The organism is Faecalibaculum rodentium, from assembly GCF_001564455.1.
Classification (GTDB): domain Bacteria; phylum Bacillota_I; class Bacilli_A; order Erysipelotrichales; family Erysipelotrichaceae; genus Faecalibaculum; species Faecalibaculum rodentium.
The window spans coordinates 784,699-799,688 of sequence record NZ_CP011391.1; the positions used below are offsets into that span (position 1 = coordinate 784,699).

Here is a 14,990-nt window from a genome sequence, read left to right on the forward strand (position 1 = left end):
CCGGAAGATGTGGTCATCACAGTGCTGAGGAAATACCTGTTCCCATCCCGAACACAGAAGTCAAGCTCAGAGACGGTGACGATAGTCGAAAGGCAAAAATAACAAATGGCCACTCAGACAGCCGCTTTCCTTACGGGAGGCGGCTTTTTTGGGCGCTCTAAAGTTTTGTGAGGTTTGGACTCTCACATCCAATACAGTTGGATGAGGAGTCCGGACCTCATTTTCATTTACAGCCTATTTGCTGCTGTTCTCTCCACTGTTGACAGCTTTATCCTGTCTGTCTGGATGCCCATCTTCAGGACCCCTGGAAAGCACAAACAGTACTCTGTTCCTGAACCGTTCCCAGTTCGTATATCCATTCGCATTGTGTTTGATCATCTTGATGATCTTGTTTCTGTTCTCTATCATCGAGCTGGTCAGGCGATGTTCTTTCAGCCTTACATTCCCGGTCTTCGGATCGACCACATATTCCTGCTTGACGATATGGAACGAATTGATGATTTCCCTGAACCAGTTGCGCAGGGTGTCAGCGAAACTCTGCAGTTCCTCCACACCTGTACTGTCTAGATCTCTAATCAGAGATCTGAGCTCCTCCTCTGCAGTACTCAGGTTTTCTTTTCTGTAATACTCCGACAGCCGGTTCCGGAAGTGATACGCCTTCCTCAGGTCCGGGCTCGTATCCAGCAGTGCCTCACGCAGTTCATATCTGTTCATCTGCCTCTTCAGTCCGCTGACATAAGATCTGGGTGCTGCCGGATCAAATATCATCATCTTCTTTCCTGTCCTGTCCCTGTACCAGGCATCAGGCCTGATCCCCAGAAGTTCACTCTGATGCTTGAGCAGATAGTATTCCGGAGACCCTTTTCGAGTTCCTTTCATCACACGGATCCTCACTCTGTTCAGACTCTTCGTATATTCCTGGACCACATGGAACCTGTCCACGGCGAATATCGCTTTGGGAAAGAAAGTTGCAGCTATCTCCCTGTAGGGCTGACCTTAGAATAATTTACGGACAGTCCATTTAGAGATTCTAAGAATACCGGTATCTATGTCATAGAACTACAATCACTATGAAAGAGGAAAATCTATGGCAAAGAAACGTAAAACATTTACAGATGAATTCAAGCAGGATGCGGTTCAATTTTTGACTAACCATCCAGAAATGACCGTTATAGAATGTGCTGAAACACTTGGTGTAGGCCGCAGCACCCTGGAAAGATGGAGGGCAGATTTCAACCGATCCGGTCTTTCAGCTGTGACAGCTCATAATAATGACAAGGAAGAAAAAGACCTTCTCAAAGAAAATGTCAGGCTTCAACGAGAACTCAGGGACTCACAGGAGGCTTTGAAGATTCTAAAAAAAGCCATAAGCATTCTGGGAAACTGAAGCAGGTCGAATACGAACTTGTTGCCGAGGATCATAAAGCTGGAATCCAATTCTCGGTATCCAGGGTGCTTCATAAACTTGGTCTTTCAAGATCTGGCTATTACGACTATTTAAAGCGGAAACCCAGCCACCAGGAAAAGCGCAGGCATGATGTGAAAAAGGCCATCCTTCAGATTTATGAAGACAGCCACGAAAACTACGGAGCGCCAAAAATCGCTAAAATCCTGAACTCAGGAGGGATCTCCATTACAGAAAGGACCGTTGGTGTTTATATGCGTCAAATGGGGATCCGAGCACAGTGGGTCAAGCCTCATACACAAACCACAATACGAAGTGATTTCAGTGGAAATCTGAAGAATCTTCTGGATAGAAACTTCTCTCCGGCTCACCCAAACTGCGTATGGTGCACAGATATCACCTATATCCACACAAAGCTGGACGGATTCGTTTACCTTGCCTGCATCATGGATCTGTATTCCAGAAGGATCATTTCCTGGAAGCTTACAAAAACGCTGGACACAGGTCCAATTCTGAAATCGATCGAAGAAGCCAGAAAACGCCGGCCGTCCCAGGAACCGATAATGATTCATACGGACCGAGGAATCCACTATACCTGTGATCTGTACAGAAAACTGACCAGAGGAATGATTCGCAGTTATTCAGCAAAAGGAGTTCCGTATGACAACGCCTGTATTGAATCATTCCACTCCCTGATCAAGAGGGAATGGCTGAGCAGGTTCGATATACAGAACTACAGGCATGCATACCGACTGGTGAGTCAGTATATAGATGACTGGTACAACCCTGAACGGATACACAGCCACTGTGGATATATGTCCCCAGCAGAATATGAAGTAATGTTCCAAAGGACCAGCACTGACTGAGAAAGAATTCTGGAGCGCCCTTTACAGTGGGCTATCCCCTGGTAGACTGATGAGCCTTCAGCCAAGAACTGTCAGATATTGACTCTTTGGATGAAGGCAAGAGAAAGGGGTCCAGGGGATAGTGGGCCCCACTGTCAAGGGAGGAAGCGGAGGAAATCTTTCGTAGAATTGGCAGTATCTGCCGACTCTCTAAAATCAGTGTCCGTTTTCTTGACATAGGACCAGGCCTGTACATATCGGACGAGATGTACTCCACTCTGTCTCGCTCGCTTCTGGGAAACTTTCGGAAATAAGCTGCCAGATACTCCTTTTTCCTGGAAGGGAGCACATCCACCGGGGACTGGGCATCGTAGTCCAGGAGCATGCATACATACTTTGAATCATCAGATTTGAAGGAATATGTTTCGTCGATCTGCATCACCCTGCATAGTTTCACCGGCACAGGGTAACTTACACACATGTCGAATATCTTCATCACTGTCGTAGCTGAAACGTGATGACGCTCTCCTACAGAAGCAAAAGTTTCATTTGGAGACCTGAGATCTTCGATGATCGCTTTTCCTGTCAATATGGAGATCCGCTGTCTTTTCATGGCGAAGGGATTGTCTTCTCCATAGGTGCGGTGGCAGTCTTTGCATTTGTAACGCCTGGCGTTATAGATGAGAGTGCATTTGCGGTCTGTAAGGACATCATGGTTTATCACACGGGGAGTGTAGTTGAAAACGACGATGTTATGACCACCGCATCGGGGGCATTCAGGAAACGCAGGAACCAAAGTGACCTCCACAAGCATCTGACCGATGCCAGGGGAGGTCGATATGTTCTGGACCCTGGAAGCATCAAGACCGAACAGTTCAAGAGCTGTATTTTCCAGGGAATTTTTGACTTTTACAGCCATCATTCATCACCTCGATGACAGTATGGCGGAAGGCGGAACAGGTTCCGATGAGAGGAAGGTTGGAAAGACCATGGTCTTTCCCCACTGGGCCCCGTTGGCTACAGATGTATCAGAACTACCATTGGTTTCGTACTGCAATCGCTGAATGAACTTTGGAACAAGAGAAAAGAAGCTCCTGAAACCGGATGATGGGAATTCCGGGAACCGACGACGAAAATCCTGTACGAATCGGTACAGGGATGAGGATTCAGTATCTGGAGAGAAATCCGCCAGGCGCAGCGGCTCCCCTGCAGCAGACTTTTTCAGGGCCATGGAGGCATCTTCGCTGGAAAACAGATAATAGGGTATGAAAATATCGGGAAGGACCCGGTGGACGTGGCGGCAGTGTGGGCAACGGACGCGTCTTATTGAGATGGTGAAAGTACCACAAGGCAGCTTAATGGTGCGGGGGACACTACCGTGACAGTGAAGATCATGACCGCAAAAAGGGCAGACGAAGAGCTTTTCACTGGAGCAGAAGGCCTGGAAAAGCAGGTCATAGATCCTCTGCAGCATCTCCTGACTTGAGATATCGGAAAGTGATCGTATCTGATTCAGGCGTTTGTCTTTCGGGGACACAAACTTCTTGAAAACCCATGTGATTATCTGTAACGTAAAGGTTGCCTAACGGTGGGACAGAGCAAAGTAGGGTCGAAACTAGATTGCACTGTCTCTTTTTCTTTCTATACAGTGTATTGTGACCGAAAAGACCTCAAGATAAAAGGAGTTGTTCTGACCTTCCACCTCACAGGCTGGATAGGACAGGAACAACTCCTTTTCAGTTTTACTGATTAAATTTGGAGGCTTGATTCGACCTCACAAATCTTTGGATATTCCTTTTTTGTCTCTTTTCCCCGGATCTGGAGCAGTTTGTGGTTCCTGACTGCAAAAACTTTATTGTATTGTCTGCAAAGCAGGTAAGCGTCAAATCAAACCCATCTATACGAAAAAAGAGACCTGGGATACGATATCTTTCACGGAAGACACCGTACTCCAGGTCTCGATTTCTTCTTTTTGACATACAGATCTGTCGGCAGATGGTCCGAATACGGTACTATTTCATCCATCACACTGCCTGCTCCTCGATCTACTCGACAGTTTCGGTTTCATTGAATAAATGAACGAACAGGGTTTAAGCCTTTTCACTTGAAGCACCAAACTTATCCAGGCGCATGGCCTGGAGTTTCTCTGCTGGAGCAGGGCCCACAGAAGACTGTCTTTCTCTTCCGAAGACATGTCCTGGATGGCAGAGTCAAAGGCTTCTTTGGAGACTGGTTCTTTGCGTGAAAAGAGATTCGCTGCATCTATCAACATGATTCCATGATAAAAGTATCGGGGCGTAGAGCCATCTGATTATTCTTACGATTTAAACGCTCATACAAATTTGTATCTGCCTCCAGATATGGGAAACCCGTGAATCAGTCTTGCGAATTGTTTCTCTGAAATCGTGATGGTATCGGAGGATCCGATACACCATTTGAAACGGCCTTCGTACATGCGCTTGAGCATCAACCAGTAACCAGAACCATCGCAATAAAGGATCTTGATGCGGTTTCGGCTGCCGCTGGTAAATATGAAAAGTGAGTGTTCATAGGGGTCCATTTGTAAAAGTGATTGAACGATGGAGGCGATCCCATCGATCCCCTTGCGAAGATCTACAGGACGTGACGCCCTGTAGATGTGCACGATCGGGATGGCTGCATTCATGATCATGACTTCAGGAAGACCGGAACGAATCTGATTTCAAACCCTGCCGGATCAGGAAACGGGGATAATGGGTCACGTCAGGCAGATTTGGATCTGGCAGCGGAGTTCTTCAGCTTCCAGCGTGAATTGTAGAAAACCTGGAGATTGATTCCTTTCTGCCTGCAGTACTCAACGGCAGACAACCCTGAAAAATCGAAATCTGTGAATATGGTCTCCCATCTCTCTTTGGTGGAATCAGTCATAACAAAAGCCTCCTTTGTTCATACAGATTTTGAACAATCGGAGGCTTCTTAACCAGACGGGCTTGATTTGACGCTTACCAACGCAGAATGTACCCTGAATACAGAAAGACAAGTCAGCTTGCGAATGCAATGCGGAAAGAGGGAAAAAATGAAAAACTATCTGGCTGTGGATGTTGGCGGTACGGCCATAAAGTATGCCGTAATGGATGAAAATGCAGACATTTCAATCTCCGGAGAAACAGTGACACCGACCACCAGCCTGGGCGATTTTATCCGGGCACTAATGCAAATTTATGAATCCGTTGAATATACCAATCCAGAGGCTCTGGTGATCAGCGCTCCCGGAAGAATTGATTCTTCCACAGGATATTTTCACACTGGAGGCGCACTGGGCTATCTGAACTGTGTAAATCTCCCTGAAGCGCTCAGAAATCATATTCCGCTTCCCATCTGTGTGCTCAATGATGCGAAAGCCGCGGCGTTGGCTGAACTCTGGAAAGGGTCCATGGAAGATGTAAACTCCGGATTGATCCTGACACTGGGTACCGGTATTGGCGGAGCAGTGATCATTGATGGAAAACTCTGGCAGGGTCATAATTTTGCTGCCGGTGAGTTTTCCGGTATTCCTGTCCACTGGGATACCAGAACAGGTGGCTATACGGGAACGTGGGCGAATATCAACTGTACAAGATCCATGATCGACCGGTATTGTGCGGCGAAAAACCAGAATCCGGACAACATGAATGGTAAACAGTTTTTCCAGGCCATACACGATGGAGACCGCCTTGCCATGAATGAACTGGAATGGTTCTGTGAAACGCTGGCCACAGGACTTCTGGGATTGCAGCTGATTCTGGATGTGGAGAAAATTGCCATCGGCGGCGGAATCTCGCGGCAGCCTCTGCTCATTGAAACACTCAATGAGGTGATGGATCGCCAGTATGAACGAAAGGCATCCTGCATTCCTGCCACAAGACCCATTGTGGAAGCCTGCCGGTTTTCCAGTGATGCCAATCTCATTGGTGCCCTTCGACACTATCTGCTGCAGAAAGAGGAAGACACAGTCTCTTCCTGATAAAAGAAACTTCATGGCTGAGTCAGCCACCTGCCATGGATGAAAACAGAAATAACATTTGAAAGGCTTCCCTCTATGATGTATTTAAGGGAAGCCTTTATTGCGCCGGTTTTAATTACAGACTATCTGCAAAGATTTAAAGCAGAGAAAGAAACTGCAAAACAGGGATGCCCACGAACCTGCCATAAGTCCCGTGAGGCTGTAAATTAAAGTGCAATCTGTCTTCATGACAGTGATGTCTTCAGTTCGCTCCATCCCTGACAAGGCTCCCTTACTTTTTTCAGAAAGGAGAACACCCGTGAACCATGTAGCTCAAACTGTTATTCCGGTTGCCGGTGGACTTGATGTCCATAAATCCTTTGTCGTCGCTGTGATCAAAAGCACCAGCGATCAGGGAACGGTCAATACGGTAAAAAAAAGGTTCTCGACCTTTCGTGCAGATCTGGAAGACCTGCGGGACTGGCTCCTGCAGAATGACTGCCATCATGTCTGCATGGAATCGACCGGAAAATACTGGATACCGGTCTATAACGTCCTTGAGACAGCCATGGATGAAGTGCGGGTCTGTAACCCTAAATGGCTGTCTCTGGTGAAAGGCGAGAAAGATGATAACAAGGATGCCGCACGTATCTGTGATCTGTATCGAAACGGGATGACAAAATCCAGTTATATCCCGAGCAAACAGATCCGCACTCTCAGAGAGCTTACACGTCTTCGACAAAAGTATGTGCAACAGCGGGCTTCGGACCATAACCGTCTGATCAATTGTCTCACTGTCAACAACTACAAACTGGACATGGTTTTCTCCAATGTCCGGGGAATATCGGCATCCCGTATCATCGATCTTATCTTATCAGGAGAATCATATACAGATGAAGATATTTTGAAATGTGTGTCGAAGCGGTGCAAAGCTTCACAGGAAGATATCCTCCGGGCCTGCCACGGACTCGAATTCGATAAATTCCAGAGAGAGAAACTGAAGATCATCCGGGACCATATAGATGAACTGACGAAAGAGATAGAAAAACTGGACCAGCTCATAGCAGAGGCTTGTGAAGATCATAAGGAGCCTATCGATTTACTGATGACGATACCTGGAGTCAGTGAAATAAGTGCCCGAAAGATCATCGCTGAGCTTGGAACGGAGATGGATCAGTTTGGGAAGGATTCACGTGTAGCCAAATGGGCAGGTCTGGCACCAGGAAGTGACGAATCAGCAGGAAAGATCCATTCCCGTCACATCACCAAGGGGGGCAAGCACCTTAAACCTGTTCTGATTGAAGTGGCATGGGCAGCTGTCAGATCCAAGAATCCATATTACCGCTGTAAATTTGAGATCCTGAGTTTGCGTCTGGGGAAGAAAAGAGCGATCGTCGCGATCGCCCGAAAAGTGATCGTATCGATCTTCCACATGTTTTCGGACATGAAGGAATGGCATCCCAAAGACTGTGATGACTGTTTTGTACCAAGAGGTCTCTCAGTCCAAAAGGAGTCCAGGAAACTGAATAAGACAGTCAGCACACTGAAGGCGATGGGGATGACAGAGCATCAGATCCTCAAAACGATAGCAAAAGGGTTTGATGATTCTGAGATCAAAGATGATGCGGGTAACAGTTATGATTCGATCACAGGAGAATACATAACAGCCTGAATTTATAAGCGATTTTTGGGGGAAAGGGGGTACTATGCCTTTTAATACAGTAGATGCTTAGTGGCTCTGGCAATTGTCAGCTTTGAACGCAAGATTGTTTTCAAATTAAAAAACCGGGATTTCACGGTAACAGGCAAACGGAGGATCAGTCTTATATCAGGGTTGTCCTCTGTTTCTGCCATACAGGCAGGGGCGCTTTGAACAGCAGGACGTCTGGACATGGAAACGGACTCTCCTGATTCAGCTGCATGCATGGGAAGCAGAAACTCTCGAGTCTCCGATCCTCACAGATCCTTTTGACGTACATTCCTTCCTCTGCTTCCATCAGGACAGTGGCCCGACTCTCTGTCGATGACATGGCTGGTCTTTGTCGGCATCTGAATCCCGATTGACTGCGTCTGCCTCACATTCATAGACGAAACGCAAAGCAGCAGGATGTGTGAGTATCTGCCCTGGTGACAATCTGCTGTGTCATCATCCGGAAAAGTGTACCAAACTCAGCTCAGACGATATAATCTATGTCAGTGGAAAGGGCTGATGAAGTTGAAGATGAAAAACACCATTCTGACAGAAGACACAGAACTTCTGGATGAAACAGGACAGGTCCTGTCCCCTGGATTTGCCCGGCGCCCGCTCTGGAACTATGACCGGTCCAGGATACATGCGCCCGGTTTCAGAATCAAGGAATGGGATTATTACCTGGTCATGACAGATGAATTCGCAGCAGCATTTACCATCAGCGATCTGGGATATCTTCGCATGGCGTCCGTCAGTTTCCTGGATTTTGAAAAAGGCACAGACCATACGCGAACTCTCCTGAAACCAGCCGGTGCACCTTTCATGCAGGAGAATGTCATTGTCTGGACGGGCAAGGATATGATGCTTCGATTTACATCTGAAGGGGATAGACATCACGTGTGGTGCTGGTGGAAGCAGTTTGGCAGAGGAAGCGATTTCCGTGCCGATCTGACATTCCTGGAAGAGCCACGGGAATCCATGAACATCGTGACTCCCTGGCCTGACAGACGGAAATTCTATTACAATACCAAGATCAACTGCATGCCGGTGACAGGCACCATCGTCCATGACTGGCATGTGAAACGGCTAGATGCAGATACGGATTCCGGTATTCTTGACCGGGGCAGAGGCGTCTGGCCATACCGCATCCACTGGCTCTGGGGGACGTGCTCCACGCAGGTGAACGGGATTCCATTTGGTTTCTCCATCGGGTATGGCTTTGGAGATACTTCAGCCGCGAGCGAAAACGTCATATTTTATGATGGGGCTGTGCATAAACTGGATGACATTACCCTGGAGATTCCTCATAATCCCATGCTTCCATGGACTGTATCCAGTTCAGATGGACGGTTTGAAGCAGTATTCACACCTGAACTGGACAGGACAGCCCATATCAACGCGCTTTTGATTGAATCTGACCAGCACCAGTACTTTGGCAGAATCACCGGTGTTGTCATTCTGGACAACGGCCGCCAGATCGAGATGCGTGATTTGCGATGTGCCATTGAAGACATCAGGAACAGATACTGACATGATTCGGATAGCAATTCTTGAACATGAAAAGGAAACGAAGGAAATCGTTTTTCTGCTGGCCAGAGTGTTTCGTCAGAATGACTGGGTCTTCCGCCATTACTTCAAGGCAAGCGAACTTGCCAGAAAAATGAAGGAAGAATCATACCAGATATTTATCTTCGACGAAATGTTCCGTTCTCCCCGGATGGAGTCCGTGTTTGTGCATGATAATCCGGACGCAGTATTCATTTACCTGTGCGAGGACCCTCTCGTGACCAAAGGGAATGACGACAGGGAGCGGATTTTCTACCTTGGCAAAAACTCGCTGGCTGCAGGTCTGGACAGCATCAGCCAGCGGCTGGTTTCCCAGTCTTCTCAAAACGACCATTACACCCTTGCCTACGACGGGACCCATGTCAACATTCCATACCAGGAAATATTTTATGTGGAAAAAATTGAGAAAATGGTCTGGTTTCACACCCGCAAGGGCGTGTTCCACAAGCGGATGAACATGTCAGATCTTGAAAAGCTCTTTTCGCCCTATGGATTTCTGCGGGTACACGTCTCGTATCTCGTCAACCGCAAACACATACGCTCCTGGCACAAAGAAGATGTGGAACTGGTAACAGGTGATCTCGTCCCGCTGTCCCGGGCGCAGAAGCGCAGGCTGCGCCAGGAAAAAGACGTGCCGGTATCCGGCGAACGCGTGTAATGCCTGTGGCGCCGTTCCCCGTACCTGCCACAATGGATCTCAGACCTGTGGGCAATGGATGCAGCCGGTCGATACTGTCAAAAAAAGGACTGACGTCAGCCCGGTTTTGTCTGCTGCAAGACCGGCAGCCATCAGTCCTTTTTCTTCTCTGTCCAGGCTGACCGGCACGCGATTTCAGCGTTTTACAGCCTGCGAAGTGCATCCACCAGTTCTGTTTTCTGTGCAGCCCTGGCATCTTTCATTTTGATGACCGTGGCAGGACATCCGGCAACCACTGCATAAGGGGGGACATCTTCGATGACCACTGCACCGGCTGCAACAACCGCCCCTTTCCCCACGCGACATCCCTCGATGACTACGGCATTCGCGCCAATCATGACGTCATCTTCGATCACCACAGGTGTCGCACTGGCCGGTTCCACCACTCCGGCAAGAACAGCACCGGCACCGATATGACAGTGACGTCCGACAATGGCCCGGCCGCCAAGGACAGCGTTCATGTCAATCATCGTATTGTCCCCAATCACGGCACCGATGTTGATCACCGCCCCCATCATGATCACAACCCCACTGCCAATGGAGACCATATCCCGAATGATGGCACCAGGTTCAATCCTGGCATTCAGATTCAGGAGATCCAGAAGAGGAACCGCGCTGTTCCGGCAGTCATTTTCTATGGTGTAGTCAGCAATCGCGCCACTATCCAGAACCGGTTTGATATCCTTCCAGTCTCCGATGACCAGATGGCCATACACCCGGCAGTTCGGAAACTGAACCGGGGCATCGGCATTGAACCACACCTTTACAGGAGTTTTCTTTTCTGATTCAGAGATGAAGCGGATGATTGCTTCGGCATTCATTACCATTGTCATGCAGCTGTTTCCTCCAGTAGTTCATCCATAGTATACAGTCCCGGTTGCTGCTTCTGCAGAAATTCCGCAGCCTTCAGAGCACCGTTTACAAATATCTCCCGGGATCCGGCGTGGTGACTGAGCCTGACGACTTCGTCGGGACCGAAAAAGATCACATCATGATCACCCGCAACGGTACCGCCCCGAATGGCGTGGATGCCGATTTCCCTGGTACGGGGACCTGGACGGCCATGACGGCCATACACCCGGTCGAAAGAGGACTCCGGATCTACAGCATCCAGCAGCGACAGCGCTGTGCCGCTGGGAGCATCTGCTTTCCTGCTGTGATGCGCCTCCACGATTTCGATATCAAAGCCCCTGAGCATTTTCGCTGCATCAGACGCGAGTTTCTGCAGAACAGCCACGCCGAGCGAATAGTTCGAAGCATAAAACACAGGGCGGGTGACTGAGGCTGCCCGAAGCCGCTCTGTGTGTGAGGGGTCGAACCCGGTGGTTCCTTCGACAAGAGCGGCACTGCCGGAAAGCGAAAGAATCCAGTCCAGGTTGTCCGGGTGCGAGAAGTCTATGATCGCATCGGCCTTTGCCGAGAGCGCCGGAACATCTCCAGGGGACAGAACGTCGCCCATGGCCAGCACTTCATGTCCGGCATCTTCGGCTTTCTGGCGGATCAGCTGTCCCATTCTCCCTGTGCCCACGATGATCAGCTTCATAGCAGGCCTGCTTCCTGCAGAGACTGCTTCAAAGTCTCTTTGTGTCCTTCTTCCATGGGATACAGAGGCAGGCGGTAGCCGCCGACTTCCATCCCCATAAGGTTCATTGCTTCCTTGACAGGGATCGGGTTGACTTCAATGAACAGGGCATGGATCACATCCAGCAGGTCTTTCTGAAGCTGCAGGGCTCCCTGTGTGTCCCCGTTCTGGTATTTTTTTACCATCTCGTGGGTCTGCTTCGGAGCAATGTCTGCAAGTACGGAGATGACACCGGAAGCTCCGGCGCCCATCATCGGAACAATGATGTCGTCGTTCCCGGAATACATGACAAAATCCTCGTTCAAAAGCCTGGATACATTCATGGCATAGGACAGGTTGCCGCTCGCTTCCTTGATTCCCTGAATCATGGGATGGGTGCTGAGTCTGGCCACAACGTCCACGGGAATGGACATCCCTGTGCGTCCGGGGATGTTGTAGAGAATGATGGGGATGCTGACTTCGTCAGCCACAGTCTGGAAATGACGGACAAGACCTTCGGTGTTCGCCTTGTTGTAATAAGGGGAAATCAGCAGCAGTCCATCTGCACCCATCTTTTCATATTTCCGGGCTTTGTCCAGCTGTGTGGCGGTGTTGTTGGAACCCGCACCCACGATGACCGGAATGCGTCCGGCTGCGGCTTCGATGACCGCCCCGGCTGCCAGGTCATCCTCCTCTTCCGTCATGGTGGAGCTTTCCCCGGTCGTGCCCAGGACAAGGATTCCGTCGGTACCGGACGAAATGTGGAATTCCACCAGTTCTTTCAGCTTTTCTGTATTGACGGTTCCATCTTCGTGGAACGGTGTGACGAGGGCCACAATGGACCCTGTTGGCAGGCTTGTCATAAATAAAAAACTCCTTTCATGATCCGGACAGCCGGACCGCTCATGAAGACAGTACCGTCTTCAATATCTATGTGCAGAGATCCGCGCCGGAGCTCCACGTCCACATGAGGACCTGTCAGTCCTTCCCTCCATGCCTGATAGGCGGAGGCACAGACCCCGGTGCCGCAGGCAAGGGTGACACCGCATCCGCGTTCATAGGTTTGTACCCGGAGGTGGCCGGAGTCCACCACTTCGACAAAATTGACATTGGTCTGTTCCGGAAACAGAGAGGCATGGCAGATTTCGGACCCGGGGATTTCAATATTTCCCATGGCGTTGTCCGTAAAGACCACTGTATGTATGGTACCCATGAAGAAACTGGTGATTTCATGATCGTTGAGCAGGTAGTGATCCACCTGGAAGGGAGTGCCGATTGTTTCCCGGGAAAAATCCGGCTGCCCCATCATCACCCGGAACGTTCCGTCCTGCAGCCTGGCCACTGTTTTTGTGCCGGCCATGGTTTCAACATCGAAGACCTGGTCCTGCACAAGACCTTCATCCAGGCAGAAGGCAGAAAAACACCGGATGCCATTGCCGCACATGGGAGCCCGGGATCCATCCTGGTTGTAGTACACCATTTCCAGGGGATCAGTGCAGACAACGATGAAGCCATCTGCCCCGATTCCGGTATGCCGGTCACAGAGAGCCACTGCCAGCTGCGGCCAGTCCAGATTCTGGACATCCCTGGCGTGAACGATTACAAAGTCGTTTCCACAGCCGTGATATTTCGTGACAGGCAGTTCTGTTCTGTTCATTCGGCTTCACCAGCCTCCGTGTGATTCAATGACAGATCGTTCCGGATCAGGTCGTCCGGTGTCTGAGGACGGATGACCCAGTGTGCCAGTCCGTCTTTGACAAACAGAGTCCCCGGGACTGCCAGACGGTTGTAGTTCGAGGCCATGGACTGACCATAGGCACCGGTTGTATACACCGCCAGAATGTCTCCGGGCTCTGCATGCTGGAGCCTGATATCGGATGCGATGATATCACCGCTTTCGCAGCATTTTCCGGCGATGGTGACCACTTCATCTTTCGGCTCCTTCAGATGGTCGGCGAGATCAGCATCATATTCCGCCTGATACAGCGCCGGGCGGATATTGTCGTTCATGCCGCCGTTCACGAACACATACCGGCGGTGGTCAGTATCCTTGATGCCGCCGACGGTATACAGTGTATAGCCTGCCTCGGCTGCAATGGAGCGGCCCGGTTCGATGATCAGTTCTTTGACCTGCAGCCCATACTGTTTCTTTGCACGGGCAGCAGCTTCCAGAATCTGTCTGCAGATCACAGGGATCGGAGGACAGTCATCCTTGTCTGTGTATCTGGCCGCAAATCCACCTCCCAGATCCAGGCAGGAAACCTGTATTCCGGTCTGGTCCTGGAACTGCTTTGCAAAGGAACATACTTTGTCGATTTCCGCTGCAAATGCCTCCGGCTCAAAAATCTGTGATCCGATGTGTGCGTGAAATCCGGCAAAAGTCAGGGCAGGGGATTCATGCAGGATCCGGCAGGTTTCACAGATTTCATCCGGCCGGGTGATGGAGATTCCGAATTTGCTGTCGATGTCTGCCGTGACGATGTAGGCGTGTGTATGGGCTTCCACTCCGGGATTGATCCGCAGCAGCACGCGGGTACCTGCCTGTGGGTAATGCTGTGCAAGAAAAGCCAGGCGTCCGGCTTCGGACAGATTGTCCACAACGATGGTCCCGACCCCGGATTCCAGTGCCAGTTCGAGTTCTGCATCGGTTTTGCTGTTTCCGTGCAACAGGATGTGCTTCATGTTGAATCCGGCTTTCACGGCTGTATACAGTTCTCCGCCAGATACGACATCAGCCCACAGCCCTTCCCGCTGCACCAGCTCCATCATGGCAATACAGCAGAAGGCCTTGGATGCATACGCCACATGACAGTCAAATTCAGGAGAACGGAAGGCATCCGCAAATTCCCGCATCCTGTTTTCCAGGGATCCCTGATCATACACATAGACAGGTGTGCCGAAGCGGGCTGCAAGCGAAGAGGCTTCGACACCTGCGATTTTCAGTTTCATACAAATCTCCTTTGACAAAAGCCGGCGGACGCAACTGCATCCGCCGGCTTACGGTCCACCTTCGGATAGCGCTCCTGCAATATCTGCAGACAGTCCGCGGAATATTCTCCCGGCGGCCCACCGCCTCTTCATGCCTGAAGACGCAGTTCGGCGGCAGCGCTCCCTGCGGTCTCATGCGCCTGCCGGCTGGACTCGCAGGAGTCGCTTCCGCGACCTCTATCTGCGGTAATAGTAACAGAGCCATGAGATGCATTCAAGGAATGCTGCATTGTCTTTTCATTGTTTTTGCAAGAAAATGAAAGAATCTGAAAGGAAG

15 protein-coding genes, 1 rRNA gene, 1 pseudogene and 1 riboswitch are annotated in these 14,990 nt (G+C 50.0%); of the genes and pseudogenes, 7 read left to right on the forward strand and 10 right to left on the reverse strand.

What is annotated here, in order from left to right; all coding sequences use genetic code 11:
• Positions 1–8 precede the first annotated feature (8 nt).
• A 5S ribosomal RNA gene (rrf, locus tag aalo17_RS03895) occupies positions 9–115 on the forward strand.
• Between the two features lie 119 nt (positions 116–234).
• On the opposite strand, the pseudogene aalo17_RS13155 reads toward rrf, so the two are convergent.
• Positions 235–981: pseudogene (locus tag aalo17_RS13155) on the reverse strand (ISL3 family transposase); the annotation flags it as partial.
• A gap of 106 nt (positions 982–1,087) precedes the next feature.
• Here aalo17_RS13155 and aalo17_RS03905 point away from each other — a divergent pair.
• Both aalo17_RS03905 and aalo17_RS03910 read left to right on the forward strand, forming a co-directional pair.
• Positions 1,088–1,387 (forward strand): transposase, encoded by a 300-nt coding sequence (locus aalo17_RS03905; protein ID WP_067554245.1) that lies wholly within the window; start codon positions 1,088–1,090, stop codon positions 1,385–1,387.
• Complete coding sequence (locus tag aalo17_RS03910; RefSeq protein WP_067554248.1) at positions 1,384–2,271, forward strand: IS3 family transposase; 888 nt, start codon at positions 1,384–1,386, stop codon at positions 2,269–2,271. Before aalo17_RS03905 ends, aalo17_RS03910 begins: the two co-directional genes overlap by 4 nt.
• Before the next feature lie 31 nt (positions 2,272–2,302).
• Here aalo17_RS03910 and aalo17_RS03915 read toward each other — a convergent pair whose 3' ends face one another.
• From aalo17_RS03915 to tnpA, 4 genes are all read right to left on the reverse strand, one after another.
• A complete protein-coding gene (locus tag aalo17_RS03915; RefSeq protein ID WP_082743232.1) occupies positions 2,303–3,172 on the reverse strand; it encodes a transposase in 870 nt (289 codons plus the stop codon).
• 3 nt (positions 3,173–3,175) lie between these two features.
• Positions 3,176–3,724, reverse strand: a complete 549-nt coding sequence (locus aalo17_RS13300) for a DUF6431 domain-containing protein (protein WP_420806567.1) — start codon at positions 3,722–3,724, stop codon at positions 3,176–3,178.
• Positions 3,725–4,582: 858 nt separating this feature from the next.
• Complete coding sequence (gene tnpB / locus aalo17_RS03930) at positions 4,583–4,921, reverse strand: IS66 family insertion sequence element accessory protein TnpB (protein ID WP_082743233.1); 339 nt, start codon at positions 4,919–4,921, stop codon at positions 4,583–4,585.
• 71 nt (positions 4,922–4,992) lie between these two features.
• Positions 4,993–5,157 (reverse strand): IS66 family insertion sequence element accessory protein TnpA, encoded by a 165-nt coding sequence (gene tnpA / locus aalo17_RS12790; protein WP_158507705.1) that lies wholly within the window; start codon positions 5,155–5,157, stop codon positions 4,993–4,995.
• Between the two features lie 148 nt (positions 5,158–5,305).
• Here tnpA and aalo17_RS03935 point away from each other — a divergent pair, with 148 nt between their 5' ends.
• The 4 genes from aalo17_RS03935 (at position 5,306) to aalo17_RS03950 (ending at position 10,125) form a co-directional block, all read left to right on the forward strand.
• A complete protein-coding gene (locus aalo17_RS03935) occupies positions 5,306–6,232 on the forward strand; it encodes an ROK family protein (protein ID WP_067555840.1) in 927 nt (308 codons plus the stop codon).
• A gap of 298 nt (positions 6,233–6,530) precedes the next feature.
• Positions 6,531–7,883, forward strand: a complete 1,353-nt coding sequence (locus aalo17_RS03940) for an IS110 family RNA-guided transposase (RefSeq protein WP_067554667.1) — start codon at positions 6,531–6,533, stop codon at positions 7,881–7,883.
• Between the two features lie 549 nt (positions 7,884–8,432).
• Entirely contained in the window at positions 8,433–9,431 is a 999-nt protein-coding gene (locus aalo17_RS03945; RefSeq protein ID WP_158507707.1) for a DUF2804 domain-containing protein, read from the forward strand.
• A 1-nt stretch (position 9,432) separates the two neighbouring features.
• Positions 9,433–10,125, forward strand: a complete 693-nt coding sequence (locus aalo17_RS03950) for a LytR/AlgR family response regulator transcription factor (protein ID WP_067555847.1) — start codon at positions 9,433–9,435, stop codon at positions 10,123–10,125.
• Between the two features lie 182 nt (positions 10,126–10,307).
• Here aalo17_RS03950 and dapD read toward each other — a convergent pair whose 3' ends face one another.
• Genes dapD through lysA form a run of 5 tightly spaced genes read right to left on the reverse strand, consistent with a single transcriptional unit; the run spans position 10,308 to position 14,674 of the window.
• Complete coding sequence (dapD, locus tag aalo17_RS03955; protein ID WP_236940530.1) at positions 10,308–10,991, reverse strand: 2,3,4,5-tetrahydropyridine-2,6-dicarboxylate N-acetyltransferase; 684 nt, start codon at positions 10,989–10,991, stop codon at positions 10,308–10,310.
• A gap of 2 nt (positions 10,992–10,993) precedes the next feature.
• Positions 10,994–11,707: a 4-hydroxy-tetrahydrodipicolinate reductase gene (gene dapB, locus aalo17_RS03960; RefSeq protein WP_082743235.1), complete on the reverse strand. Its 714-nt coding sequence runs from the start codon at positions 11,705–11,707 to the stop codon at positions 10,994–10,996.
• On the reverse strand, positions 11,704–12,588 hold the full coding sequence (dapA, locus tag aalo17_RS03965) for a 4-hydroxy-tetrahydrodipicolinate synthase (protein WP_067555850.1): 885 nt from the start codon (positions 12,586–12,588) through the stop codon (positions 11,704–11,706). The genes dapB and dapA overlap by 4 nt, the downstream gene beginning before the upstream one ends.
• Positions 12,585–13,382 (reverse strand): diaminopimelate epimerase, encoded by a 798-nt coding sequence (gene dapF / locus aalo17_RS03970; protein WP_067555852.1) that lies wholly within the window; start codon positions 13,380–13,382, stop codon positions 12,585–12,587. The genes dapA and dapF overlap by 4 nt, the downstream gene beginning before the upstream one ends.
• Positions 13,379–14,674: a diaminopimelate decarboxylase gene (gene lysA, locus aalo17_RS03975; protein WP_067555855.1), complete on the reverse strand. Its 1,296-nt coding sequence runs from the start codon at positions 14,672–14,674 to the stop codon at positions 13,379–13,381. The genes dapF and lysA overlap by 4 nt, the downstream gene beginning before the upstream one ends.
• Before the next feature lie 58 nt (positions 14,675–14,732).
• Positions 14,733–14,901: riboswitch (Lysine riboswitch) on the reverse strand.
• Positions 14,902–14,990: the final 89 nt, after the last annotated feature.

What these genes read in the sequence shown, in the direction of transcription:
- aalo17_RS03905 (WP_067554245.1), top strand. Translation starts at nt 1,088, where the DNA reads ATGGCAAAGAAACGTAAAACATTTACAGATGAATTCAAGCAGGATGCG.
- aalo17_RS03915 (WP_082743232.1), bottom strand. Translation starts at nt 3,172, where the DNA reads ATGATGGCTGTAAAAGTCAAAAATTCCCTGGAAAATACAGCTCTTGAA.
- aalo17_RS13300 (WP_420806567.1), bottom strand. Translation starts at nt 3,724, where the DNA reads ATGCTGCAGAGGATCTATGACCTGCTTTTCCAGGCCTTCTGCTCCAGT.
- tnpB (WP_082743233.1), bottom strand. Translation starts at nt 4,921, where the DNA reads ATGATCATGAATGCAGCCATCCCGATCGTGCACATCTACAGGGCGTCA.
- tnpA (WP_158507705.1), bottom strand. Translation starts at nt 5,157, where the DNA reads ATGACTGATTCCACCAAAGAGAGATGGGAGACCATATTCACAGATTTC.
- aalo17_RS03935 (WP_067555840.1), top strand. Translation starts at nt 5,306, where the DNA reads ATGAAAAACTATCTGGCTGTGGATGTTGGCGGTACGGCCATAAAGTAT.
- aalo17_RS03945 (WP_158507707.1), top strand. Translation starts at nt 8,433, where the DNA reads ATGAAAAACACCATTCTGACAGAAGACACAGAACTTCTGGATGAAACA.
- aalo17_RS03950 (WP_067555847.1), top strand. Translation starts at nt 9,433, where the DNA reads ATGATTCGGATAGCAATTCTTGAACATGAAAAGGAAACGAAGGAAATC.
- dapD (WP_236940530.1), bottom strand. Translation starts at nt 10,991, where the DNA reads ATGGTAATGAATGCCGAAGCAATCATCCGCTTCATCTCTGAATCAGAA.
- dapB (WP_082743235.1), bottom strand. Translation starts at nt 11,707, where the DNA reads ATGAAGCTGATCATCGTGGGCACAGGGAGAATGGGACAGCTGATCCGC.
- dapA (WP_067555850.1), bottom strand. Translation starts at nt 12,588, where the DNA reads ATGACAAGCCTGCCAACAGGGTCCATTGTGGCCCTCGTCACACCGTTC.
- dapF (WP_067555852.1), bottom strand. Translation starts at nt 13,382, where the DNA reads ATGAACAGAACAGAACTGCCTGTCACGAAATATCACGGCTGTGGAAAC.
- lysA (WP_067555855.1), bottom strand. Translation starts at nt 14,674, where the DNA reads ATGAAACTGAAAATCGCAGGTGTCGAAGCCTCTTCGCTTGCAGCCCGC.